General features: G+C 68.6%; 17 protein-coding genes and 1 pseudogene. 8 read left to right on the forward strand and 10 right to left on the reverse strand.

Translation table 11 applies throughout. The annotated features are described in order from the left end of the window. Positions 1-709 precede the first annotated feature (709 nt). The 7 genes and pseudogenes from tsf to ACZ0AE_RS06400 all read right to left on the reverse strand — a co-directional run bounded on the left by tsf (position 710) and on the right by ACZ0AE_RS06400 (position 8510). Positions 710-1588: a translation elongation factor Ts gene (gene tsf, locus ACZ0AE_RS06370; protein ID WP_038689454.1), complete on the reverse strand. Its 879-nt coding sequence runs from the start codon at positions 1586-1588 to the stop codon at positions 710-712. 126 nt (positions 1589-1714) lie between these two features. Next, on the reverse strand, positions 1715-2557 hold the full coding sequence (rpsB, locus tag ACZ0AE_RS06375; protein ID WP_038689452.1) for a 30S ribosomal protein S2: 843 nt from the start codon (positions 2555-2557) through the stop codon (positions 1715-1717). Positions 2558-2768: 211 nt separating this feature from the next. After that, a complete protein-coding gene (locus ACZ0AE_RS06380; RefSeq protein WP_463600651.1) occupies positions 2769-3467 on the reverse strand; it encodes a fimbrial biogenesis chaperone in 699 nt (232 codons plus the stop codon). Between the two features lie 361 nt (positions 3468-3828). After that, positions 3829-4878: a Csu type fimbrial protein gene (locus ACZ0AE_RS06385; RefSeq protein ID WP_463600652.1), complete on the reverse strand. Its 1050-nt coding sequence runs from the start codon at positions 4876-4878 to the stop codon at positions 3829-3831. After that, positions 4875-7222 (reverse strand): annotated as a pseudogene (locus ACZ0AE_RS06390) (fimbria/pilus outer membrane usher protein). The gene ACZ0AE_RS06385 and the pseudogene ACZ0AE_RS06390 overlap by 4 nt, the downstream one beginning before the upstream one ends. A 7-nt stretch (positions 7223-7229) precedes the next feature. Then, positions 7230-7976: a fimbrial biogenesis chaperone gene (locus ACZ0AE_RS06395; protein WP_463600653.1), complete on the reverse strand. Its 747-nt coding sequence runs from the start codon at positions 7974-7976 to the stop codon at positions 7230-7232. Positions 7977-7985: 9 nt separating this feature from the next. Beyond that, on the reverse strand, positions 7986-8510 hold the full coding sequence (locus ACZ0AE_RS06400) for a Csu type fimbrial protein (protein ID WP_463600654.1): 525 nt from the start codon (positions 8508-8510) through the stop codon (positions 7986-7988). A 264-nt stretch (positions 8511-8774) separates the two neighbouring features. Between ACZ0AE_RS06400 and map the strand changes: the two genes are divergently transcribed. From map to dapE, 5 genes are read left to right on the forward strand one after another with little or no spacing between them, the layout of a single operon-like run. After that, positions 8775-9548 carry a type I methionyl aminopeptidase gene (gene map, locus ACZ0AE_RS06405; protein ID WP_038692380.1) on the forward strand — a complete coding sequence of 258 codons (774 nt, stop codon included), beginning with the start codon at positions 8775-8777 and terminating at the stop codon, positions 9546-9548. 20 nt (positions 9549-9568) lie between these two features. Beyond that, the gene (locus ACZ0AE_RS06410; protein WP_463602069.1) at positions 9569-12187 is read left to right on the forward strand and encodes a [protein-PII] uridylyltransferase; all 2619 of its coding nucleotides are present in this window, start codon (positions 9569-9571) and stop codon (positions 12185-12187) included. Next, complete coding sequence (gene dapD / locus ACZ0AE_RS06415) at positions 12187-13260, forward strand: 2,3,4,5-tetrahydropyridine-2,6-dicarboxylate N-succinyltransferase (protein WP_137189005.1); 1074 nt, start codon at positions 12187-12189, stop codon at positions 13258-13260. Before ACZ0AE_RS06410 ends, dapD begins: the two co-directional genes overlap by 1 nt. A gap of 8 nt (positions 13261-13268) precedes the next feature. Beyond that, on the forward strand, positions 13269-13631 hold the full coding sequence (locus tag ACZ0AE_RS06420) for a Spx/MgsR family RNA polymerase-binding regulatory protein (RefSeq protein WP_038689439.1): 363 nt from the start codon (positions 13269-13271) through the stop codon (positions 13629-13631). Then, entirely contained in the window at positions 13628-14755 is a 1128-nt protein-coding gene (gene dapE / locus ACZ0AE_RS06425; RefSeq protein ID WP_447592712.1) for a succinyl-diaminopimelate desuccinylase, read from the forward strand. Before ACZ0AE_RS06420 ends, dapE begins: the two co-directional genes overlap by 4 nt. A gap of 197 nt (positions 14756-14952) precedes the next feature. On the opposite strand, the gene ACZ0AE_RS06430 is transcribed toward dapE, so the two are convergent. Together ACZ0AE_RS06430 and ACZ0AE_RS06435 are read right to left on the reverse strand one after the other, a co-directional pair. Then, the gene (locus ACZ0AE_RS06430) at positions 14953-15636 is read right to left on the reverse strand and encodes a pentapeptide repeat-containing protein (RefSeq protein ID WP_447592714.1); all 684 of its coding nucleotides are present in this window, start codon (positions 15634-15636) and stop codon (positions 14953-14955) included. Between the two features lie 320 nt (positions 15637-15956). Then, complete coding sequence (locus tag ACZ0AE_RS06435) at positions 15957-16835, reverse strand: tetratricopeptide repeat protein (RefSeq protein WP_463600655.1); 879 nt, start codon at positions 16833-16835, stop codon at positions 15957-15959. Between the two features lie 337 nt (positions 16836-17172). Here ACZ0AE_RS06435 and asnB point away from each other — a divergent pair, with 337 nt between their 5' ends. Continuing rightward, positions 17173-18864, forward strand: coding sequence for an asparagine synthase B (gene asnB, locus ACZ0AE_RS06440; protein ID WP_314404613.1), 1692 nt, complete (start codon positions 17173-17175; stop codon positions 18862-18864). Between the two features lie 71 nt (positions 18865-18935). Then, on the forward strand, positions 18936-20318 hold the full coding sequence (locus ACZ0AE_RS06445) for a cation:proton antiporter (RefSeq protein ID WP_463600656.1): 1383 nt from the start codon (positions 18936-18938) through the stop codon (positions 20316-20318). A gap of 211 nt (positions 20319-20529) precedes the next feature. Here ACZ0AE_RS06445 and ACZ0AE_RS06450 read toward each other — a convergent pair whose 3' ends face one another. Beyond that, a complete protein-coding gene (locus ACZ0AE_RS06450; RefSeq protein ID WP_463600657.1) occupies positions 20530-22887 on the reverse strand; it encodes a penicillin acylase family protein in 2358 nt (785 codons plus the stop codon). Between the two features lie 154 nt (positions 22888-23041). Between ACZ0AE_RS06450 and bfr the strand changes: the two genes are divergently transcribed. Then, the gene (bfr, locus tag ACZ0AE_RS06455; protein ID WP_038689427.1) at positions 23042-23530 is read left to right on the forward strand and encodes a bacterioferritin; all 489 of its coding nucleotides are present in this window, start codon (positions 23042-23044) and stop codon (positions 23528-23530) included. Positions 23531-23751 lie beyond the last annotated feature (221 nt).

Raw genomic sequence — 23751 nt, forward strand, 5'->3', positions numbered from 1 at the left:
TGGGTTGGCGGGACACGCCGTGAATCCATCCCTGGAGGCTCGTGGGCGCCATCCATGGCGCCCAACGGTCCCGCCAACCCACCCGCACCAACCCCCGACAGAGTGCGGGTGCGGTTGGGAGAGCAGCAGCCGGCGGCCAGTGGGGTGTCGGTTTGCTGCGGGTTGGTGGCTGGCGAGTGATTGGTTGATTGTTGGTTGGTTCGTGGCCGGCCCTTGGCCGGCGGGTGGGTGGGTGGGGATATTGGGTGGCGGATTCATTGAGGTATGGGGGTAGAGCCGACCGTTGGTCGGCTGCTCCAAACCACCCAATACCCACCCCAAATCAAAAACCATCCAAACCATCAAATCCAACCAACCGCACCGACAGCCCAACCAGAACAATCAACTGCAAAAAACACAGCCCCGCTGTTACCCATCCATCCGTTAGCGAAACAACGTCGGGGCTGGCAGGCTTACCCCCTGCCGGGACCGTTGGGCGCCATGGATGGCGCCCACGAGCCCCCAGGGATGGGTTCACGGCGTGTCCCGGCAGGGGGTAAGCCTGCCAGCCCGCACGGAACCGCAAACAGCAAGGAAACCAGCTTTGCGCTTTACGCTCTGCGCTTCACGCTTCGAAAAAAAACAAACACCCACAAAAAAACCCGACCGAAGCCGGGTTTTTTCGTAGAAGCAGATCAACCCGCCATCACCGAAGCGACAGCGTAGTGGATCAGGCCAGACCGGCCTGCTTCATCACTTCGGCGGCGTAGTCTTCCACCACCTTCTCGATGCCTTCGCCAACGGCCAGGCGCTTGAAGCCCACCACGTCCGCGCCGGCAGCCTTCAGCACCTGCTCGACCGACTGGTTGGTGTCCAGCACGTACGGCTGGCCGTACAGCGTCACTTCGTTCACGATCTTGGCGATCTTGCCGCTGATGATCTTTTCCAGGATGTCGGCCGGCTTGGACTTGTCCTTGTCGGTCATCTTGGCCAGCTCGATTTCCTTTTCCTTCGCAACGAACTCGGCCGGCACATCGGCCGCCTTGTTGTGCGGCGGGTTCATCGCAGCCACGTGCATGGCCAGGCCACGGGCCAGCTCGGCGTCGCCGCCGGCCAGTTCCACCAGCACGCCGATGCGGCCGCCGTGCACGTAGGCAGCAACGTTGTTGGTCGATTCCAGACGCACGATGCGACGCACGTCGACCTTCTCGCCGACCTTGGCAATCACCGCGGCGCGGGCTTCTTCGATCGTCTCACCGGTCGGCAGCTTGGCGGCCTTCAGTGCGTCGATGTCGGCAGCACCGGAGCTCAGCGCGGTAGCGCCGACAGCCTTGGTGAAGTCCAGGAAGTTGCTGTCCTTGGCGACGAAGTCGGTTTCCGAGTTGACTTCCACCAGCACGGCCTTGTTGCCGTCCTGTGCAGCCACGATGATGCCTTCGGCAGCCACGCGGTCAGCCTTCTTGTCGGCCTTGGCCAGGCCGGACTTGCGCAGCCATTCGGCCGAGGCGTCGATGTTGCCGCCGTTTTCGACGAGTGCCTTCTTGCACTCCATCATGCCGGCGCCAGTGCGCTCGCGCAGTTCCTTGACCAGGGAAGCAGTGATTTCCACGGGATTTCCTCACGAAAGAAAGGGGTTGGGCCGGCATGGTGGCCGGCCCGTGTGACAGTGTCCTGTCGTCGCGCCATCGGCAGCGGACAGGAACGGTGGGCGCGTGGCGCCCACCGTGGGCCTGGATCAGGCCTGGGCTTCGCCAGCCGCCGGAGCGTCGGCAGCCGGAGCTTCAGCGGCCGGAGCGGCAGCAGCCTTCTTGGCCGGAGCGCGGCGGGCCGGCTTGGCTTCTTCGCCAGCAGCGGCTTCGCTGAACTCTTCTTCGCGGACGGTGGCAGCGTGCGGCGCAGCAGCCTTGCCTTCCAGCACGGCGTCGGCAGCGGCGCGGGCGTACAGCTGCACGGCACGGATGGCGTCGTCGTTGCCCGGGATCGCGTAGTCGACCAGTTCCGGGTTGTAGTTGGTATCAACCACGGCGATCACCGGGATGCCGAGCTTCTTGGCTTCCTTGATGGCGATGTCTTCGTGGCCGATATCGATGACGAAGATCGCGTCGGGCAGACGGTTCATGTCCTTGATGCCGCCCAGCGAGGCTTCCAGCTTGTCGCGCTCGCGACGCAGGCCCAGCACTTCGTGCTTGACCAGCTTCTCGAAGCTGCCGTCGGTTTCGCCGGCTTCCAGTTCCTTCAGGCGGGCAACCGACTGCTTCACGGTACGGAAGTTGGTCAGGGTGCCGCCCAGCCAACGCTGGTTCATGAAGGGCATGCCGCAACGCTCGGCTTCTTCACGGATCGACTCGCGGGCGCTGCGCTTGGTGCCCAGGAACAGGATGGTGCCGCGCTTCTGCGCAACGCTGGAAATGAAGTTCATCGCGTCATTGAAGAGCGGAACGGTCTTTTCCAGGTTGATGATGTGGATCTTGCCGCGGGCGCCGAAGATGTACTGGCCCATCTTGGGGTTCCAGTAACGGGTCTGGTGGCCGAAGTGGACGCCGGCTTCCAGCATCTGACGCATGGTGACCTGAGGCATTGCAGTAACTCCTGATAGGGAACCGGCCGCCACGGGTAATAGAGGGCGGTCCGCCGCGAGGCGGGTGGTTCCGGGGTTTGGCTTCCCTGTCGCTTCCGTGACCGAACTCCTTGCGGAGCACCCCGGCACGGATATGGGCGGCAGGTGTGAATTCACCGGTGACGTCCGGTGTTGACGTATTCCCGCGCCAAGGCGGCAGGGATCCGGTCGATTATAGCCCGGTGCCGGGGGCGGGCGCAATCGCGGCGGGAAGTGGGGCGTCGGCGGCATCGTTGAGCCGGGCCCGGAACTGGCCGCCGGCGTAGCCATCCGGCCGCGGCGGCAGGTCCCAGCTGCGGGCACTGCGCGGCAGCACATAGCCGGCCAGGCCCTCGATCAGCGGGTGGCGACGCCCGTGGGCGTCCACGAAGACGAGATCTGCCAGGTGGGCATGGCCGTCGCCGTCATTATAGAGACGCAGGCGCGGCGCCGAGGGGTTGCCATCGGTGCCGACCTGCACCCGTGGCAGCGGCACCCCCGGCCTGTCGGGCTCCACGAACACCGGCAGTGAGTACCGTGCAACGCCGGCGCCCGGGTCCGGGCTGATCACCAGCCGGTAGCCGTGCTGGACGGCGTCGGGCACGGCGCCGAGGCGGACCACGCGGACCCGCTGGCGCTGGCCCGGCGCGATCTCCAGCCGGGTCGGGCTCACCGCCAGGTCCGCGGCGGGCACCAGCCGTTCCTGGTCGCCCGCCTGTTCCCAGCGGTACAGCCGGGCCTCGCCAGACCAGGCTGCGCCGTCGGGGTTGGCCAGCCACAGCTCGGCATGGGCCGGGCCGGCCGGTACCGACACGCGGACCGGGCTGATCTCCAGGGCGTGCACAGGCAGTGCCGCCAGCGCACCGAGCACGAGCGCCGCGGCGGGTCGCATCAGTAAGTGACCGTGACCACGTCCGGCTGCCCGGGGCGCGATGTCGCGGGCGCCGGGCTCAGGGCCGTCACCTGGGCGGGGACCGGCTGGCGACCGTCGCTGCGCTGCTGTGCGGGTCGGCAGGCCGGTTCGCGGGACGTGCCGGGGCGGCTGCAGTCCGCGACGATCCGCACCCCGATCCGCAGCCCGGCGCTGCCGCCCGCGGCGGGGCGGGCGGTGGCGGGCGATGCGGCGGCACAGAGCGCCAGCAGGCTGGCCAGGACGACGGAAGGCGATCGCGGGGGCATCGAACATCGCACGGCGGGGGATGCGACCGTTAACGGCCGGGATCGCACCCGCTTGAGTCTATGTGTGGACTAGTTCAATAAGTGATGGTGACGGTTATCACGTCGTTGTAGCTGCCCTGCGCAGGTATCGCGCCAGTGGTAGGCGGGGCCCGGCCGTATACCGTCAGCGTCTGCGCCGCGCCGTTGCCGGTGCCGGACTGGGTGTCGGTGTTGAGGGTGTTGCCCCAGCGCTGAGAGCGTGCCGGGTCGCGGTACAGATTGTAGGGAATGTAGTAGACGCTGCTGTCCGGTGCGGTGAAGCGCATGCGCCGGGTGGTGCCCTGCGCACTCTGCCCGTTGTCCAGGCCGATGCTGTAGGCGGTGCGGTTGATGCAGGTCAGGCCGATGGTGGAGGTGCGGTCCAGGTTGGCGGTGATCGCCCCGGCATTGCTGCCGAAATCCATGTCCGTGGTGACGTAGGTGCTGCACTGGGGCAGCACGTTGGCGCTGACGGTGAACGGGAAGGCGCTGTCGGCGGTCTTGTGGCCGCTGACGCCACTGGCCGTGGTGCACAGCGCCGGCGGCTGCGCGGTACCGATGACGCTCTCGTTGTACGCGTATTCCAGGCTGACGTTGGCGGCGGTGAACGTGCTGGCGAAGCTGCCGGCCGACAGCACCTGCGCGGCCGGCACCTGCCCGTACACGGTGATGGTCTGGGCGCCGCTGCCGCCGGTGAGCAGCGGCACGGCGTAGCTGAGCGTGACCACCGCAGCGGGCGGGGTCCCGGCGGGTACCGTGCCCCACACCGTGGTGCGCCCCGCATTGGTGTACAGCTGGAAGGCCATCGGGTCGGCGCTGGCGTTGGTCATGCTGCGGGTGGGCAGCAGGGTGCTGCCGGTACTGCCGGTGCCGATCTTCAGGCAGGCGCGCACGCTGGCGCTGCCGAGGACGCTCAGTGCGGCGGTGGTGCAGGTGATGGTGAAGCTGGTCACGGCGTTGGTCGCGGTGGCGGCACCGTTGGTGATGGTGCCGAACGCCAGTGCGGTCGGCGCGGTGGCCGTGCAGGTGGTAGCCGCACGCGCCGGGGCGATATGGCAGGCCAGCGCCAGTACCAGCAGCACGGCGATCAACCGCACGGCGTTCATCGCGCGGGCACCGGCAGGCAGCGCAGCGGGCCGATCCGCGTGGTGCCGGGCGAGGTGGGGGCCACGGCCGGGGCCAGCCGCACGCTGCAGCGGCCGGCCGGCAGCTGCACCTGCAGGTCGGCCGGCAACGCCACGTCTTCCAGGTAGGTCTCGCCGTCGTAGCCCACCGTGGCGGTACGCCCGCCGGGCAGCAGCACGGTGCTGCCCACCGGCAGCGGCAGGCCGGCGGCATCCTGCAGCACCACGCTCCAGGCCAGGGTGCGGCGCAGGCCGAAGTCCACGCCCAGCCCGGCGCTCTGGCGCGGAGTGACCCAGGCATCCACGCGGTCGGCGCGCATGTCCGCGGGCAGGTCCAGGGTGTCGATCGAGAGCCGGTTGCGCTGCCAGGACAGCAGCGAGGTCACCAACAGCAGGCCGTTGCGGTCGGTACTGCCGATCAGGCGGTTTTCCAGCCGCACCGGAATGCCGGGGTGGCCATCGGTGGAGACCAGCGCGAACGCATCGGTTACTTCGCGCGCGGCAAACAGGTGCCCGCCCATCCACACCAGGCTGCCGCTGGCGTTGGCATAGCCGTAGTCGAAATCGCCCTGCCGTGAATAGCCCAGCGCGTAGCGGCCTACCTGGTTGAGCCAGCCCAGTTCGGCCAGCCCGCCGGCGCCGTCATCGCCACCGCGCGCCTGCACGCGCCAGCCGTATCCGCCCTGGCTGCCATCGCCTGGCACCGGTTGGGAGACGTCGGCCACGTAGGTCACGCGCTCGCCGTTGCGCTGCGCCGACACGCTGCTCTGGCGGTTGCGGCCGAGCGCGGCCGACACCGACAGGTACGCGCTGCGGTCGTCGCTGTCGGACAGGTTCTGGTTGAACGACAGGTAGGCCGACCAGCGCTCGCCGAAGCTGCGCGACCAGAACAGGCTGGCATAGCGGTTGTCATCGCCGTCGGGATAGCGCAGCCGCAGGTAGCTGGCGCTGAGCGAGCCGGCGCGTGCCAGGTTGAGGCCCACGGTGGCCTGTTCGCTGATGTCCGGCGGCAGCGTGTTCTGCAGCGCGCCCAGGTCGCGGTAGTCGCCATGGGTGCGCCGGGTGAGCAGGTTGAGGTTGAAGCGCCGGTTGTTCCAGCTGTACCCCAGCGAATACTGGCCGCCCTGCAGACTGTCCAGGCGGCTGTGCGTGTAGGCGGCGTTGAGCACGCCGGCGCCGCCGAGCAGCCACCAGCCACCGGCCCCGCCATTGAGCACCCCGCCGCCGCCTTCCAGGTGCGTCTCGGCGGTGAAGCTGTCGCTGGCGCCGTAGCGCCAGGTCGCGCTGCCGATCACCGGCGCTTCGTAGCCGAACGAGCGGATGCCGTAGTCGCGGCGCATCCGGCCCACGCCGGCCGACCAGTCCGACAACCCCTTGGCCAGCAGTTGCTGGGCGCCGTAGAACGCGAAGTCCAGGGTCTGCATGCGGCCGAACGCGTCGGTGATGACCACCTGGGCGTTGCCGATGCCGCTGATGCCGGGTTGCGCGGCCAGCTGGAACGGCCCGACCGGAACCTCGCCGTTGTACTGGCGCAGGCCGTCCACATACAGCTCCACATTGGAGGGCACCACCGCCTCGCCGAGGAAGGTGGGGGTGGGGGTCAGTACGCGATAGGGTTGCAGGCCGTAGTTGCGCCCGATCTGCACGCCGCCCATGCGCACCGGGCGGCTCCAGTCGACGAAGCCGCTGTAGAAGTCGCCCACCGTGAGGGTGACGGCCGAATCGGGGAAATCCAGCCGCCACGCGGTATCCAGGCGCACGCTTTCCCCCGCCACTGGCGGTCTTCCGGATCCTGGTAGGTGCGCAGCAGTGCACTGGATTCGAACACGCCGCGACCCAGCCCGAACAGGCGCAGTTCGGTGGTCAGGGCGAGGTTGCCGCCGCCTTCGGTGTGGCTGCCGTACACGTCGTAGTTGAGCAGCGCGCCGGGCGATGCCGCCGCTGCCGGTGCGGTTTCGGCCGGGCGCTCCAGCCGTGTGGTCGGCAACGACAGCTGCTCCAGCGGCACGTCCAGGGCCAGCGTCTGCAGGCTCGCGTCGTAGCGCACCACCACGCCGCTGAGCAGGTCCAGCGCGACCGGTTCCTCGCCCCGCGCGGAAAAGCCCAGCTGGCGCAGGGTCGCGGCCGAGGCCATCAGCCGGCCCTGCAGCTCGGTGAAGGGCAGCAGGCCGCGCGGCGCCTGGTTGAGGGTCACCTCCAGGTACAGCGTCTGCCCGGCGGTCAGTGGCGTCGGCGGCGGCAGCAGGGCTTCGCCGGACACCCCGATGTCCGCGTCGGCCGCCATCGCCGCGCACGGTGCCAGCGTCGCGGTGAGCAGCATCCGCATGCAGGCCTCAGCGAGCCGCAGGCGCGACGGGCAGCGGCGTCTGGGCCGACTCGCCATTGATCTTCGCCGAGAACGTGGCGCCTGCGAGGCGGGCCGCCGGAACATCCAGCGGCCAGCGCATGGTCTGTCCGCCCAGGACATAGCCGAGCAGGCCGGGGTGCACGATCTGCGGCCGATCCGCACTGCCCAGGCCGATATCGGCCAGTTGCGCATAGCTGTTGCCGCTGTTGTGTACCTCCAGGGCCGGCCGCCCGTCATCAAGCCGCAGCAGGCGGGCCTGCAGCGCGTGTTTGAGCGGGGCCTCGCCCGCGGGCTGGATGAACACCGGCATCGAATAGCGAAGCACGAACTGCATGCCGGTGCCCTGTGGCACCGCGCTGGGCAGTTCGTCCACCACCACCCGGTAGGCGCGTTGGGCGGTGGGCGGGGCGGGGTCGCTGCGCACCACCCGGATCAGCTGCTGCTGGCCGGCGGCCAGCGCCTGCATGGGCGGGCTCACCTGCAGCTCGGTGGTGGGCAGAAGCTGGTCCTGGCCGCCGTCCTGGCGCCATTCGAACACCCGCACCTGCACCTGGACCGGTGCGGTGCCGCTGTTGGTGAGCCACAGCGCGTCGGCGTTCTGGCGCGGTGTGAGCTGCAACGAAGTAGGGGCGACCTGCAGGCTCGCGGCGGTGGCGCTCCCCATCAGCAGCCACAGCCAGCCAAGGGCCGCGTACCCGAACCGCCACGGGCGTCGCCCTGCGGAAATCGGCATGGCGGACCCTCAGTAGGTGATGGTGGCGGTGATGGTGTCCTGGTAGTTGCCCGCAGCGGCGTTGTTGACGCTGGGGTTGGCGATCTGGCCGTAGACGTTGAGCGTCTGTGCCAGGCCGGTGCCGATGCCGGCGGCGGTGTTGGTGCCGGTGGTGGCGCCCCACACATCGGTATGCGCGGCGTCGCGGTACAGCTGGTAACCGACGAAGTTGTTGGCGGTCACGCTGACGTCGGTGTTCTTCATGCGCCGGGTGGTCACGTCACTGGCCGTGCCGGCATTGGCGCCTGCGTTGAGGGCAACCGTATACGGGGTCAGCGCCGAGCACTGGGCGGTGATCGTGCCCTGCGCGTTGGACGGGGTGGTAGCGGTGGACAGAGCCGAACCGAAGTCCACGTCGGTGGCGGCCGCGGCGGTGATCGTGCACGCCTTGGTGATGATGATCTTGACGTTGAAGGTGGTGGTATCGGCCGCCAGGGCGGGCGCGGCCAGGCTGGCGACGGCCAGGCTGAGTACGGTAGTGCGGAGAAATCGCATGGGCATGCTCCTTGGACGACGGTCCTTGCTGAACAACACGATGCTGCCGGACTTCTACTGCGGTCTTGTCCCGGTTATAGGTTCGGCCCTGTATGGGAGCCGTGAGATCCGGGGAAATCGATGGCCGTTTTCGGCATGGGGGCGCGTTTTGCGATGCAGATCACGCTGGTTCAGCTATCTGACCAAGGCCCAGCCCCAATCCCGGCTGTCAGCGTTCCACCCGATCCCGTTCAGATTGGTCCCGGATCGGCGATAATGGGCGCCATGAGCGTGAATCTGAAAACCCCCCAGGAAATCGAACTGATGCGCATCGCCGGCCGCCTGGCCAGCGAGGTGCTCGACATCGTCACCCCGTATGTAAAGCCCGGCGTGACGACCGAAGAGCTGGACCGCATCTGCCACGACCACATCATCAACGTGCAGAAGGCCACGCCGGCCAACGTCGGCTACCGTGGCTTCCCCAAGACGGTCTGCACGTCGGTCAACAACGTGATCTGCCACGGCATTCCCAGCGAAGCCAAGGTCCTCAAGGACGGCGACATCGTCAACATCGATGTCACCGTGATCAAGGACGGCTGGCACGGCGACACCAGCCGCATGTACTACGCCGGTACGCCGTCGACGATGGCCAAGCGTCTGGTCGACACCACCTACCAGGCCATGTGGGCCGGCATCCGTGCGGTCAAGCCGGGCGCCACCCTGGGCGACATCGGCCATGCCATCCAGAGCCTGGCCGAAGGCGAGCGTTTCAGCGTGGTGCGCGAGTACTGCGGCCACGGCATCGGCAAGGTCTACCACGATGAGCCGCAGGTGGTGCATTACGGCCGCCCGGGCCAGGGTCTGGTGCTGCAGCCGGGCATGACCTTCACCATCGAACCGATGATCAACGAGGGCACCCGCTACAACAAGGTGCTGCCCGATGGCTGGACCGTGGTGACCAAGGACCGCAAGTTGTCGGCACAGTGGGAGCACATGATCGCGGTCACCGAGACCGGCGTGGACGTGCTGACCCTCTCGCCCGGCGAATCGCAGGTCTGAGCATGTTGCCGGCGAGCCCGATGCTGGACGCGCCGGCAGCGTCCGTCACCGACCTGGAATGGTCGGCGCTGGCGCGGCAATCGCTGCAGCAGACCGACGCGCGGCTGTACCGCCGCTTCGACCAGGGCGACAACATCGAGCGCCTGCTGGCGTTGCGCGCGCGTGCGGCCGACCACCTGATCCGGCTGGCCTGGCAGCGTTGCCTGCCGGCCGGTAGCGGCCTGGCGCTGTTTGCCGTGGGCGGTTACGGACGCGGCGAACTGTTCCCGCGCTCGGACATCGACCTGCTGGTATTCGGCGAGCCCGGTCACCAGCGCCAGCACGAATCCAGCCTGGCGCGGCTGTTCGCGCTGCTCTGGGACTGCGGGCTGCCGGTCAGCCACGCGGTGCGCTCAGCGGCCGAGTGCATCGAGGCCAGTGCGGATCAAACCGTGATGACCGCGCTGATCGAGTCGCGGCCGCTGCTGGCCGATGAGGCGGCACGCCTCGCGCTGAAGGCGGCGGTCAACACCGACGGCCTGTGGCCGCCGCGCGAATTCTTCCTGGCCAAGCGCGAAGAGCTGCTTGCCCGCCACCAGCGCTTCGGCGACACCGCCGACAACCTGGAACCGGACATCAAGGACGGCCCGGGTGGGCTGCGTGATCTCAATACGCTGGGCTGGATGGCCCTGCGTGCGTTCGGCGTGCGCGACCTTGAAGCGCTGGTCGGGTTGGGCCATCTGGGCGCCGACGAAGCGGCCGCGCTGAAGCGCGAACGCTGCGCGCTGGCGCGGCTGCGCTTCGGCCTGCATCTGGTGGCCAACCGCCCCGAAGAACGCCTGCGCTTCGATTACCAGAAAACCCTGGCCGCGCGCCTGGGCTTCGAGGATGACCTTGAAAGCCTGGCCGTGGAAAAGATGATGCAGGGCTTCTACCGCAGCGCCAGCGTGGTGCGGCGGATCAGCGACCGGCTGCTGCAGCGTTTCGAGGAACAGTTCGACGGCGAAGCGGTGCCCGAGCCGGTCAGCGTGGGCTTCTCGCTGCGCCGCGGCTACCTGGCCGCCAACGACGCGCGCTGGCCGCAGGGCGACATCGAACAGGTGTTCGCGCTGTTCTCCAGCTGGGCCTACAACCCCGATGTGCGCGGCCTGCATTCGCTCACCGCGCGTGCGCTGGCCGAAGCGCTGCCGGAGCTGCCGGCCTACACCGATGCCAGCGTCGCGGCGCGCGAACAGTTCATGGCGCTGCTGCGCAGCCCGCGCGCGGTCGATACGCTGGCACGGATGGCGCGGCTGGGCGTGCTGGGCCAGTGGGTACCAGCCTTCGCGCAGGTGTCCGGGCGCATGCAGTTCGACCTGTTCCATGTATACACCGTGGACCAGCACACGCTGATGGTGCTGCGGAACATCGGCCTGTTCGCCAGCAGCCGCGCCGACGACCGTTTCTCGATCGCCCACGAAGTGTGGCCGCGCCTGCGCAAGCCCGAACTGCTGCTGCTCGCTGGGCTGTTCCATGACATCGCCAAGGGCCGCGGTGGCGACCACTCCGAACTGGGCGCGGTGGATGCGCGCGCGTTCTGCCAGGCGCATGCGCTGAGCACGTCGGACACCGAATTGGTGGCATGGCTGGTGGAACAGCACCTGCGCATGTCGGTGACCGCGCAGAAGCAGGACATCTCCGACCCGGAGGTGATCCACCGTTTCGCCACGCTGGTGGGCAGCCGCGACCGCCTGGACTACCTGTACCTGCTGACCTGTGCCGACATCGCCGGCACCAGCCCCAAGCTGTGGAATGCGTGGAAGGACCGGCTGCTGGCCGACCTGTATTTCGCCGCACGGCGCGCGCTGCGCGACGGCCTGGAAAACCAGATGCCGGCCGCCGAGCGGGTCGCCGAAGCGCGGGATTCGGTGCGTGCGCTGGTGCGCGAGCGCGGCTACGACGACGCCACCATCGATCGCCAGTTCGCGGTGATGCCCGACGAAAGTTTCATCCGCCTGCGCCCGGAGCAGCTGGCCTGGCAGGCCGCCGCACTGGTGCCGGTGAAGCCCGGCCAGACCCTGGTCAAGGTGCGCCGGATCACCCCGGACGACCACGCGCTGGAAGTGTTCGTGCAGTCGCCGGACCGCGATGGCCTGTTCGCCGCGATCGTGATGACGCTGGACCGCAAGGGCTACGGCATTCACCGTGCGCGTGTGCTGGACGGCCCGGTCGACACCATTTTCGATACCTTCGAAGTGACCCCGGCCGACAGCTTCGCCGACGGTGACGCGCCACGCCTGGAAGCCGCGCTGCGCGATGCGCTGGCCGGCGACCTGACCCGGCTGCGGCCCTCGCGGCGGGTGATCCCGCGCCAGCTGCGGCATTTCCGCTTTGCACCGCGCATCGAATTCCGCGACGGCAGCGATGGTAGCCCCGGCACCCGTTTCAGCCTGATCGCCCCTGACCGCCCCGGCCTGCTGGCCGACGTGGCGTTCGTGCTGCGCAACCAGCGACTGCGCGTGCACGACGCGCGCATCGCCACCTTCGGCGAGCGCGCCGAAGACATGTTCGTGATCAGCGATGAGCACGACCACCCCCTTACCGAATCTGCCAGGCAGCAGCTGCACGACGCGATGCTCGCGTGCCTGGACCCCGATCGAAACGCCGGAGACCCCCACTGATGGCCACCAAGCCCGCCAAGAAGACTGCCGCCAAGACCGCGGCAGCCAAGAAGACCGCTGCCGCACCGGCCGCCGTGAAGAAGCCCGTTGCCGCCGCCAAGGTGCCGGCGGTGAAGAAGGCCGCTGCGAAGAAGGCCCCGGCCAGCAAGGCCGCCACCCCGGCCGAGAGCGCGGCCAAGCGCAGCGCCAGCCGCGATGCCACCATTGCCCGCAAGTCGCTGCGCAAGCCGGCCACGCCGGGCGTGGAAGAGCTGAAGTTCGGCATCGAGAGCGCCTTCGAGCGCCGTGCCACGCTGACCCTGCATGAGCTGGAAGGCTCGACCAAGCCGCTGGTCGGCCGCGTCATCGACGGCCTGGAAACCGGTGAATTCCGCGTGGCCGAGCCCGATGGCCACGGCGGCTGGAAGGTCAACGAGTGGCTGAAGAAGGCGGTGCTGCTGTACTTCCGCGTCAACGACATGGCCGTGGTCGATGCGCGTCCCGCACCGTTCTGGGACAAGGTGGAATCGCGCTTCGCCGGGTTTGACGAGGCCAAGTTCCGCCGCGCCGGCGTGCGCGTGGTGCCCGGTGCGATTGCCCGTCGCGGGACGTATTTCGGCAAGGACGTGGTGCTGATGCCGAGCTTCACCAACATCGGCGCCTACGTCGGCGAAGGCACCATGGTGGACACCTGGGCCACGGTGGGTTCGTGCGCGCAGATCGGCAAGCATTGCCACCTGTCCGGCGGCGCCGGCATCGGTGGCGTGCTCGAGCCGCTGCAGGCCAGCCCGACCATCATCGAAGACCATTGCTTCATCGGCGCCCGCTCGGAAGTGGTGGAAGGCTTCGTGGTCGGCCACCACAGCGTGATCGGCATGGGCGTGTTCCTGGGCCAGAGCACGCGCGTGTACAACCGCGCCACCGGCGAAATCAGCTACGGCTCGGTACCGCCGTACAGCGTGGTGGTGTCCGGCCAGCTGCCGTCCAAGGACGGCTCGCACTCGCTGTACTGCGCGGTGATCGTCAAGCAGGTGGACGCCAAGACCCGCAGCAAGACCAGCGTCAACGACCTGCTGCGCGGCCTGGCCGACTGAGTCCTGCCATGACCACCACCGTGTATGGGTTGAAGAACTGCGACACCTGCAAGAAGGCCACCAAGTGGCTGGATCGTTTCGCGGTGCCGTATGCGTTTGTCGACTACCGCGAAGCGAAGCCGACACCGGAAACGCTGGTCGACTGGGCCGGGCAGGCGGGCGGCTTCGCTGCCCTGGTCAACAAATCGTCGACCACCTGGCGGCAGTTGCCGGACAACCGCAAGGCGGCCGCGTCCGATGCCGAGTGGAAGCTGCTGTTGCGCGAGCACCCGCAGCTGATCAAGCGCCCGGTGGTGGTCACCGCCGATGGCGTGATGACCCAGGGCTTCACCGACAACGGCTTCAAGCAGCGGTTCGGGGTGGGCGCGTGAGCGATGTGCTTGCGCTGACCTGCGACCTGATCGCACGGCGGTCGGTCACCCCCGACGACGCCGGGTGCCAGCCGTTGCTGGCCGCGCGGCTGGCGGCTGCCGGCTTCCACTGCGAACACCTGCGCCTGGGCGAGGTCGACAACCTGTGGGCCACCCACGGCCAGGGCGCGCCGGTGCTGGTGCTGCTCGGGCATACCGACGTGGTGCCGACCGGCCCGGTCGAGGCCTGGACCAGCGATCCGTTCGATCCGCAGATCCGTGATGGCGTGCTGTACGGGCGCGGTGCGGCGGACATGAAAGGCAGCGTGGCCGCGTTCGTGGTCGCTGCCGAGCAGTTCGTGGCTGCCCATCCCGAGCATCCCGGCACGCTGGCCGTGCTGCTGACCAGCGACGAGGAAGGCGATGCCATCGACGGTGTGCGTCGCGTGGCCGACATCTTCCGCGAACGCGGCCAGGCCATCGACTGGTGCATCACCGGTGAGCCGTCGTCCACCGCAGTGCTGGGCGACCTGCTGCGTGTGGGCCGCCGCGGCAGCCTGTCGGCGACGCTGACGGTGAAGGGTGTGCAGGGCCATGTGGCGTATCCGGACAAGGCGCGCAATCCGATCCATCTGGCCGCTGCGGCACTGGCCGAACTCACCGCACGGCACTGGGACGATGGCTTCGAAAGTTTCCCGCCGACCAGCCTGCAGGTGTCCAACATCCATGCCGGTACCGGGGCCAACAATGTGATTCCGGGCGAGCTGCAGGTGCTGTTCAACCTACGCTACAACCCGCACTGGAACGCGCCGACGCTGGAGCAGGCCATCGGCGCGCTGCTGGATGCGCATGGCCTGGACTACACGCTGAAGTGGCATCGCAGCGGCGAGCCGTTCTACACCCCGGAAGGCACCCTGCGCCGCGTGGCGCGTGAGGTGCTGGGCGAATTCGCCGGCGCACCGCCGGAAGAGAGCACCGGCGGCGGCACCTCCGACGCGCGCTTCATCGCACCGCTGGGCGCGCAGTGCATCGAAGTGGGGCCGGTCAATGCCAGCATCCACCAGGTGGACGAGAACGTGCGGGTCGCGGATCTGGAGGCGCTGCCGGCGTTGTACCAGCGGTTGATAGAGCGTTTGCTCGCCTGACGCCATCGGGTTGAATCAACCGCCGCTCGATTAGTGCCGGCCGCTGGCCGGCTCTCCTTTTCGTCTGGCAATCACGAGAGCCGGCCAGCGGCCGGCACTACCGGGTTTACATGCTGCGCCGACCAACGGTCGGCGCCTACAGCGTCAGGTAGGAACCGACCGTATCAGGTAAGAACCGACCGTTGGTCGGTTCGCCGTTACGCCACGATCAACCCGAACGCAGCCAGCGCGGCGGCCGCCTGCTGCTGCGAAATCACCGCCTTCTTGAACAGCTTGGCGTCCATCACGTTGAGCCCGCTGATGTCGGTGCCGCGCAGGTCGGCGCCCTCGAACCGGGTCAGCCGGGTCTGTGCGTTGCGCAGGCTGCCGCCGGTGAACACCGCATCGCGGAAATCACAGCCGGACAGCTCCGCATCGGAAAAATCCATCCCCTGCAGGTCTGCCTTGCGGAACGAAAGGCCGCGCAGGTCGGCACTGACCAGCAGGCAATCGCGGAATTCCAGTGCCCAGCCAGTCACTTCCTGCAGGTGCGCGCCGGTGAGCTTGCAGTCGTGGAACTGCACCGAGGACAGGGTCGCGCGGCGCCAGTGACTGTTGTTCAGATCACAATGCGAGAAGCGCGCATCGCTGAGCAGCGCCGAACTGAAGTCGCACTGCCCGCCCCGGCACTTCAGCCACTGGCTTTCCTCCAGCGACGCGGCCAGCCAGTTCGCACCGGCCACCGAGCACTGGTTGAACTGGAAGCCGTCCATGTCCAGACGCGAAAAGTCGCCCTGGTCGAAGTTGCAGCCCTCGAAGACGGCGGCACGCGGATGCGCGGCGATGATCGTCTGCATGCGCGCGCGGGTGATGGTGTCGTCGCGGAAAATGGCGGTGGTCATGCGGCCATTCTGGGTGATGTGTGGCGTGGGCGGGAGTCTTGAAGGTGGGTGCGGAGTGTGTACAAAGCTTCCCGGCGCGTAATGCGACGTTCAATCCGATGCGAAATCCGACGTCCAATCCGACGTCCCATCCGCGGGTAGAGCCGACCGTTGGTCGGCTGCCGTTGACGCCGGCACGTGCAGCCGACCAACGGTCGGCTCTACCGGGTTGGGTGGACGTGCAGCCGACCAACGGTCGGCTCTACCCGGGTTGGGTGGGTGGGTAGCCGACCAACGGTCGGCTCTACCGGGGTGGGCGTGCAGCCGATTACCGGTTGGCGTCAATCGAAGGTCCAGAAGGGCGGTTTGATTCGCTCGCGCCAGTACGATTCGCCGGCCAGGTAGAACTGCTGCGCCTCGGCCCTGGTGAACCATCCGGCGGCGGCGTCCAGGTCGCGGGTCACGCCGGCGCGGCCGCGGCCGAGCAGCAGCCCGCTGAAGTACTGCCCGTAGACATTGCCCTGGTCGCCTGCCTGCCGGTACCAGCGCAGTGCCTGGTTGCCATCGCGGGGCAGGCCGCCCATCCCGGTTTCATACAGCGTGCCCAGGTCGACCTGGGCGTCGGCGTCGCCGCGCCGGGCGCGTTTCTGGATGTCCAGCACGAGCGGGTGCAGTGCGTCGTCCTGCGGCGCGATGGCCTGCGGCAGCCGCGACGATTCGGAGGGCATGTGGTTGTAGATCGTCGCGCGCAGGTCCCAGCGCAAAGCGCTGGCGGCTTCGCCACGCTCGCGATGGAAGCGCGCCAGCATCAGCATGGCCATCGGATTGCCGTGTTCGGCGGCGGCGCGGTACCAGCGCTCGGCCCGGCGCGGCGAGGGGCGCAGCGCGGCGCCCTGGACCACGTGCGGGCCGTCACCGTGCAGCAGCTGGCCGTCGGTCCAGATCCGGCCCAGCGCCTCTTCGGCCTGGGGGTTGTGGAACGTCCACGGTGTGGCTGCGGCGGCGCGCTCGTACCAGCCCACGGCACGGGGGTCGTTGAACCGTTCATAGGTGCGGGCCGCCTCCCAGGCGCTGTCGAAGCGGCCGTCGGCGGCCTTGGCCTCCACCGCCTGGACCAGTGCAGCGGGGGTGCGTGACGGTGTGCTGGCGCACGCGGCCAGGGCGAGGGTGAGGGCGATGCCGCCCATGCGGGGGGCGATGCGTCCGATGCGAAGGGTCATTCCAGCCGGGTCGTGCAGAGGGGGCGTGATTATCGCCCCGGTCGGCTGTACCCCTGCGGTGCCGACGGCCGCATGGTTGCCATCGCAACAGTTGCACGGCCGCCAAAACCCGGTTACGGTCGATCCATGTCCTCGTTCCTGGCCACCGCCGTCACCAATACCAACCGCAGCAATCTGCGCGCGAATAATCGTGCGCGGCCGATGCGGGACTGCGACCAGGGCTAGTACAAGCAACACGCCCGGACTCCAGAAAACCCGCATCGTCCGATGCGGGTTTTTTTATGGCCGCTCGAACGCATGCATCACGTGTATTCCCCCATCATCAGGAGCTGTTCCCATGTGTTCGATCTTCGGTATTTTCGGCCTGCAGGCGGGCGACGACCTTCCCGCTCTGCGCCGCCATGCGCTGGACCTGTCCCAGCGCCAGCGCCATCGCGGCCCGGACTGGAGCGGGGTGTACGTCGATGCCGGCGCCATCCTGGTCCACGAACGCCTGGCGATCGTCGATCCCGCCGGTGGCTCGCAGCCGCTGCTGTCGCAGGACGGCGGCCTGGCCCTGGCCGTCAACGGCGAGATCTACAACCACACCGAACTGAAGGCCGAACTGGCCCAGCCCTACGCGTTCCAGACCGGCTCGGACTGCGAAGTCATCAACGCGTTGTACCGCGAAGACAGCCCGGCCTCCTTCCTCAACCGCCTCAACGGCATCTTCGCCTTCGCGCTGTGGGACCGGGACCAGCAGCGGGTGCTGATCGCGCGTGATCCGATCGGCGTGGTGCCGCTGTATTGGGGCCACGACAAGGACGGTCGCCTGGTGGTCGCCTCGGAACTGAAGTCGCTGGTGGACATCTGCGCCGATGCCGCGCAGTTCCCGCCGGGCCACTGGTACGACAGCGCCACCGATACGCTCACCCGCTACTACGTGCGGCCGTGGCGTGACTACGACGCGGTGGAAGGGGTGGAGGCCGACCGGGTGGAACTGCGCGAAGCCTTCGAGCGTGCGGTGCACCGCCAGTTGATGACCGACGTGCCGTACGGCGTGCTGTTGTCCGGCGGGCTGGATTCCTCGCTGGTGGCAGCGGTCGCCGCGCGGTACGCACGGCACCGCATCGAGGATGGCGACCAGAGCGAAGCGTGGTGGCCGCGCCTGCATTCGTTCGCCATCGGCCTGAAGGGCTCGCCGGACCTGGCCGCCGCAGCCATCGCCGCCGAGGCGCTGGGCACCGTGCACCACGGCTTCGAGTACACCTTCGAAGAAGGCCTCGACGCGCTGCCGGAGGTGATCCGCCACGTGGAAACCTACGACGTCACCACCATTCGCGCCTCCACGCCGATGTTCCTGCTGGCGCGGCGGATCAAGGCGATGGGGGTGAAGATGGTGCTGTCCGGCGAGGGCAGCGACGAGATCTTCGGCGGCTACCTGTACTTCCACAAGGCGCCCAACGCACGCGAGTTCCACGAAGAGCTGGTGCGCAAGCTGGATGCACTCAACAACTACGATTGCCTGCGCGCCAACAAGTCGATGATGGCCTGGGGCGTGGAGCCGCGCGTGCCGTTCCTGGACCGTGAGTTCCTCGATGTGGCGATGCGCATCGACGCAAAGCACAAGATGGTCGGGCAGGGGCCGCAGGGCGCCCGCCGGATCGAAAAAGCGGTGCTGCGCGAAGCGTTCGAAGGGTACCTGCCCGAGTCGATCCTGTGGCGGCAGAAGGAGCAGTTCAGCGATGGGGTCGGCTATGGCTGGATCGACGGGCTCAAGGCGCATGCCGAGGCGCAGATCAGCGACCGGGTGATGGCCGCGGCCGACAAGCGCTTCGTGCACAACCCGCCGCAGACCAAGGAGGCGTACTACTACCGCCACGTGTTCGAGCAGTACTTCCCGACCCAGGCGGCGGCTGAAACGGTGCCGGGCGGCAAGTCGATCGCGTGCTCCTCGCCGGCGGCGATCGCCTGGGATGCCAGCTTCGCCAGCATGGCCGATCCGTCCGGGCGCGCGGTGGCCGGCGTGCACGAGCAGGCCCTGGCCTGATCGCACGTGGCAGGGCTGGCGGGAATACCGCCAGCCCTTAGAATCGCTCCCTCAATCGATGGGGATCGGGAATGGAAGCAGATACCACCGGCGGCATGCGCCGTAGCGGGCTGGCGTGGCGTTACCTGGGCTGGGTGGCGCTGCCGTTGCTGGTGGGCCTGGGCCTGGCGCGGTATGCCGGCCCCACCGTGGCGGTGCAGGTGGAACGGGCGCAATCGTCGCTGGGCGCCGACTGGGCCGCGCACCTGCATGCCCCGCTGGGCCTGTTCCTGATGCAGCTGCTGGTGCTGCTGCTGGTGGCCAAGGGCGCCGGCTGGCTGTTCCGGCGCTTCGGCCAACCGGGCGTGATCGGTGAGATGGCCGCCGGGCTGATGATGGGCCCGCTGGTGCTGGGGGCGCTGTTGCCCCAGGTGCACGGCGCGCTGTTCCCGGCCGCGTCATTGGGCTCGCTGGGGCTGCTGAGCCAGTTGGGCGTGCTGATGTTCCTGCTGGTGGCCGGTGCCGAACTGGACCTGGGCGGATTGCGCGGTCGCCGCCGATTTGCGTTCGTGGTCAGCCATGCCAGCATCGCAGTGCCGTTCGTTCTGGGCGTGGCCTTGGCGATCTGGCTGTACGGTGCGCACGCGCCTCGCGGGATCGGGTTTACCGGGTTCGCCTTGTTCGTGGGCATTTCATTGAGCATCACCGCGTTCCCGGTGCTGCTGCGCATCCTGGCCGACCGTGGCATGACCACCACACCGCTGGGCCAGACCGCCATCGCCTGCGCCGCGCTCGGCGATGCCACCGCGTGGTGCCTGCTGGCGCTGATCGTGGCGGCCGCACAGGCGCAGGGCTGGGTGCCGGCAGCGCTCAACCTGGTCTGCGTGGTGGTGTTTGTCGGGGTGATGCTGGGCCTGGTGCGGCCGTGGTTCTCGCGGCAGGTGATTGCAGCCGGGCAGGAAGGCCGCTGGCTGCTGGTGATGCTGCTGATGGCCTTGGGCTGCGCACTGATCACCGAAATGCTGGGCATCCATGCGCTGTTTGGCGCGTTCGCCGCTGGCGTGGCGGTGTCGGGCAACGCCACCCTGCGGCATACCGTGGCCACCCGGGTCGAACCGTTCGCGGTCACGCTGCTGCTGCCGTTGTTCTTTGCCATGACCGGCCTGCGCATGCGCGCCGACGCCCTGCAGGCCAGCGACCTGCTGTTGTGCGTGGTGGTGATCGCCGTGGCCACGCTGGGCAAGCTGTTCGGTACGTGGAGCGCGGCGCGCAGCGCCGGCATGGGCAACCACGAGGCGTGGAAGCTGGGCGCGTTGATGAACACCCGCGGCCTGATGGAGCTGATCGTGCTGAACCTGGGCTACGAACTGGGCTTCCTGGGCGACCGCCTGTTCGCCGTGCTGGTGATCATGGCGCTGGTGACCACGGCGATGACCGGGCCGTTGTTGAGCCTGATCGAACGTTGCCGACGTTGAATTTCGGCGGTGTACCGACCAACGGTCGGTACCTGCCGGTGGGGCGTATCGGCCGACCGTCGGCAGGCTCGGGTGCGGTGTACCGACCCACGGTCGTTACGTACCGGTCTGGCGTACCGACCCACCTTCGGTACGTCCGGGTGGGGGTTGGACCCCACATCGCGGTAGAGCCGACCGTTGGTCGGCTGCTCCGTCACCGTCCGTCACCCCGTCATTCCCGCGTCGGCACCAACCGGAGCGTATGCACCGTCGCACCGGGCAGGAATGGTGTCGGCGTGCCGTTGACCCAGTCCTCGTGCCCGGCCCCCCAGAACGGTGACAGGGGGTGCCCGCTCTGGCCGCCGGGCATGTGGATGATGCCGTCGGCTTCATGCCCGGGCGACACCACCATGCGCTGGGACGCGCCAAACGCCGGGCCTTGCACGCGGGGCATGTCGCGGTCGCCTGGCAGGCGGTCGGCCGGCATGCACAGCCATGACCGGGCGAAGGCGGGCAGGGCGCGGCTGACCGGGTGGCAGATCGCCGCGGTGTTGCGCTCGCCCCAGCTGCGCTCGGCCAGTGTCGGCCCCTGCGCGGCCAGGTCGGCCTCCAGGCGCCGGGCGGCGTCGGCCAGCAGCGCGTCCCAACTGGCATATGGCGGCGGCAGCAGGTGCGCGGGGCGTTCGTTGACCAGCGGCCACAGCACGCCTTCGATCTGCGCCAGGCGCGGCTCCAGGTAGGCATCGCCCAGGCGCTGCTTCGCCGGTGCCAGCAGGCCCGCCGATACGCTGTCCAACACCATGCCGCGGAAGCCGCGCGTCATCCGGTAGCTCACCGAATCGGCGGCGGCGCGCCCGTCCCACTGCCGGCTGGCCCGCTCCAGTCGCTGCAGCGCCGGGTCGTCGCTGTGTTCGACCACTTGCCTCAGCAGCGTCCACCAGCGCTGCAGGAACACGGCGCGGTCGTCGAGCTGGATGGCCAGCAGGTCGCGTTCGTCGAAGCGTTCCTTCGCCAACAGGCCATCGCGGATCTGCTGCCCACGCGCGCCCAGGTCATAGCCGCCGTTGCCCGCCACCGCCAGCGCGCTGCCATCGAGCACGCGGCCGTTGGCGGTCCACAAACGGTGGTTGGCCGGGTCGATCAGCGCCGGCGAGGCGTCGCTGCGGATCGGCCAGGGCGCGCAGTGCGCGGCCACCGGCGTGGCCGCGCCGGCCGGCGGGCAGTCCGCGCTGCGGTCCGGGCGGGCACCGATCAGTCGCCAGGCGATGCGGCCCTGGCGGTCGGCCAGCAGCAGGTTCTGGGTCGGGATGCCGGCGCGGTCGGCGATCTGCAGCGCGTCGTCCAGGGTGGCCGCTCGCGCCATGTCGGCGAAGTCCAGGCGCACCGCGCCGGGCAGCTGTGCGGTCCAGCGCAGTGCCTCGCCACTGCCGTCGGGACGCTCGTGCAGAATCGGGCCCCAGGCCGTCTCGCGCACGCGCAGTATCGTGTCCGGCTGGCCAGCCACACGGATGCGCTCGGTGTGGGTGGTGATGCCGTCGAGGGTGCCGGGCGCATGTGCCGACACGTGGACGTAATCGGCGTTGTCGATGTAGCTGTTGGTGAAGCCCCATGCCACGTGGCCATTGCTGCCCACCACGATTGCGGGCAGCCCGGGCAGCGAGAAGCCGCTCACATCGACTGTGCCGCCCGGCGCCTGGGCGTCGGGGTAGCGCAGCCGCACCCGGAACCACAGGGCCGGCGCACGCAGCCCCAGGTGCATGTCATCGGCCAGGATCGCGCGGCCATCGGCGGTAAGTGCACCGGCCACGGCGAAGTTGTTGCTGCCATGCACGTCCGGGTCGGCGTGCCCGGCGGCGCTGGCCGAGCGCGCGGTAGCGGGCGCGCGCAGATTCACCGCGTCCGGTCCCGGCAGCACCGCATTGCCGCGTGGCGCGCCGAACAGCGGTGCATCCCACTCGCTGCCGTCGTGGCTGAGCAGGGCGTACAGCGCGGGCGGCACCACCGCGCGGATGCGCGCCATGGCCAGTTCGGTCTGGTTGGTGGGGTCCTGCAGGTCGGCGTACATCGCCAGCCCGGTCAGCACGCTGTCCTCGGCCAGCCAGGGGGTGGGCCGCTGGCGCAGCAGCAGGTAGGGCCAGGGCCGCACCCGCAGGTCGGTCAGGGCCTGGTTGACCCCGGCCACGTAGGCCTGCAGGGGCAGGGGGTCGGTACCGACGGCCGCGGCCAGGTGGGCGTGGGTGCGGGCGCGCAGGCGATGCACGCGCATGCGCTGGTCGACCGGCACGGCGGCCGGGCCAAACAGCTCGGCCAGTTCCCCGGCGGCGCTGCGCCGCATCAGGTCCATCTCGAAGTAGCGTTCCTGCGCATGCACCAGCCCCAGCGCCCGCATCGCATCGGCCTGGCTGGCCGCGTCGATGGTGACCACCCCGCGCGCATCGCGGCTGACGGTGGCCGGTGCCTGTAGCCCATCCACCGGCAGCGCGCCGTCCAGGTGCGCCAGGCTGCCGCGCAGCAGCCACCACAGGGTGGCGATGAGCACGACGCCGAACACCAGCGACACCCACAGCAACCGCGTAAGCCAACGACGCATGCAGCATCCCCCGATGGTGGTATGCGTTGGATTGTAGGGGCTGTGAACGCCACGTGGAGGCCGCTGCAAGCGCAACTGCAACTGATTCCGATTAGATCATTGGAATTCTGGATGGGGCACCATGCGCGCATTGATTCATCAGGAGCACCCCTACATGAAAGGCAATCCGGACGTCATCGCGTGCCTGAAGGAACTGCTGCGCGGCGAACTGGCTGCGCGTGACCAGTACTTCATCCATTCGCGCCGCTACGAAGACCAGGGCCTGATGGCGCTGTACGAGCGCCTCAACCACGAGATGGAAGAAGAGACCCAGCACGCTGATGCGCTGCTGCGCCGGATTCTGTTCCTCGGTGGCACCCCGGACATGCGTCCGCATGGCTTCGAGCCGGGCGTGACCGTGGAGGAGATGCTGCAGAAGGACCTGGACACCGAATACAGCGTGCGCAACAACCTGGCCGCCGGCATGAAGCTGTGCGAGCAGCACCAGGACTTCGTGAGCCGCGACATGCTGCTGGTGCAGTTGAAGGACACCGAAGAAGACCATGCCTGGTGGTTGGAACAGCAGCTGGGCCTGATCAAGCGGATCGGGCTGGCGCTGTACCAGACCAGCAAGATGGATGCGAAGGGTACGCCTGCGCACTGACCTGCCTTCGGGCATCGCGTCGAGCCGGCCAGCGGCCGGCACTACCGGTGCCTTTGTTCCGCTTCTGCACGCCAGCCAGCCTTCGCCAGCACGCTGCAGAAGCCATCGTCCGCCCGCCAGCATCCGCCAGCCAGCGACGAACGAAAAAGCCGGGGATTTCCCGGCTTTTTCCTTTTCCGGACACGTTCGCCAGCAATGCGTAGTGCCGGGCTCTGCCCGGC

The organism is Stenotrophomonas sp. AC248 (genome assembly GCF_979258185.1).

Coding starts and splice junctions, on each gene's coding strand:
- rpsB (WP_038689452.1), bottom strand. CDS start 2,557: ATGCCTCAGGTCACCATGCGTCAGATGCTGGAAGCCGGCGTCCACTTC.
- ACZ0AE_RS06380 (WP_463600651.1), bottom strand. CDS start 3,467: ATGCGACCCGCCGCGGCGCTCGTGCTCGGTGCGCTGGCGGCACTGCCT.
- ACZ0AE_RS06385 (WP_463600652.1), bottom strand. CDS start 4,878: ATGAACGCCGTGCGGTTGATCGCCGTGCTGCTGGTACTGGCGCTGGCC.
- ACZ0AE_RS06395 (WP_463600653.1), bottom strand. CDS start 7,976: ATGCCGATTTCCGCAGGGCGACGCCCGTGGCGGTTCGGGTACGCGGCC.
- ACZ0AE_RS06400 (WP_463600654.1), bottom strand. CDS start 8,510: ATGCGATTTCTCCGCACTACCGTACTCAGCCTGGCCGTCGCCAGCCTG.
- map (WP_038692380.1), top strand. CDS start 8,775: ATGAGCGTGAATCTGAAAACCCCCCAGGAAATCGAACTGATGCGCATC.
- ACZ0AE_RS06410 (WP_463602069.1), top strand. CDS start 9,569: ATGCTGGACGCGCCGGCAGCGTCCGTCACCGACCTGGAATGGTCGGCG.
- dapD (WP_137189005.1), top strand. CDS start 12,187: ATGGCCACCAAGCCCGCCAAGAAGACTGCCGCCAAGACCGCGGCAGCC.
- ACZ0AE_RS06420 (WP_038689439.1), top strand. CDS start 13,269: ATGACCACCACCGTGTATGGGTTGAAGAACTGCGACACCTGCAAGAAG.
- ACZ0AE_RS06430 (WP_447592714.1), bottom strand. CDS start 15,636: ATGACCACCGCCATTTTCCGCGACGACACCATCACCCGCGCGCGCATG.
- ACZ0AE_RS06435 (WP_463600655.1), bottom strand. CDS start 16,835: ATGACCCTTCGCATCGGACGCATCGCCCCCCGCATGGGCGGCATCGCC.
- asnB (WP_314404613.1), top strand. CDS start 17,173: ATGTGTTCGATCTTCGGTATTTTCGGCCTGCAGGCGGGCGACGACCTT.
- ACZ0AE_RS06445 (WP_463600656.1), top strand. CDS start 18,936: ATGGAAGCAGATACCACCGGCGGCATGCGCCGTAGCGGGCTGGCGTGG.
- ACZ0AE_RS06450 (WP_463600657.1), bottom strand. CDS start 22,887: ATGCGTCGTTGGCTTACGCGGTTGCTGTGGGTGTCGCTGGTGTTCGGC.
- bfr (WP_038689427.1), top strand. CDS start 23,042: ATGAAAGGCAATCCGGACGTCATCGCGTGCCTGAAGGAACTGCTGCGC.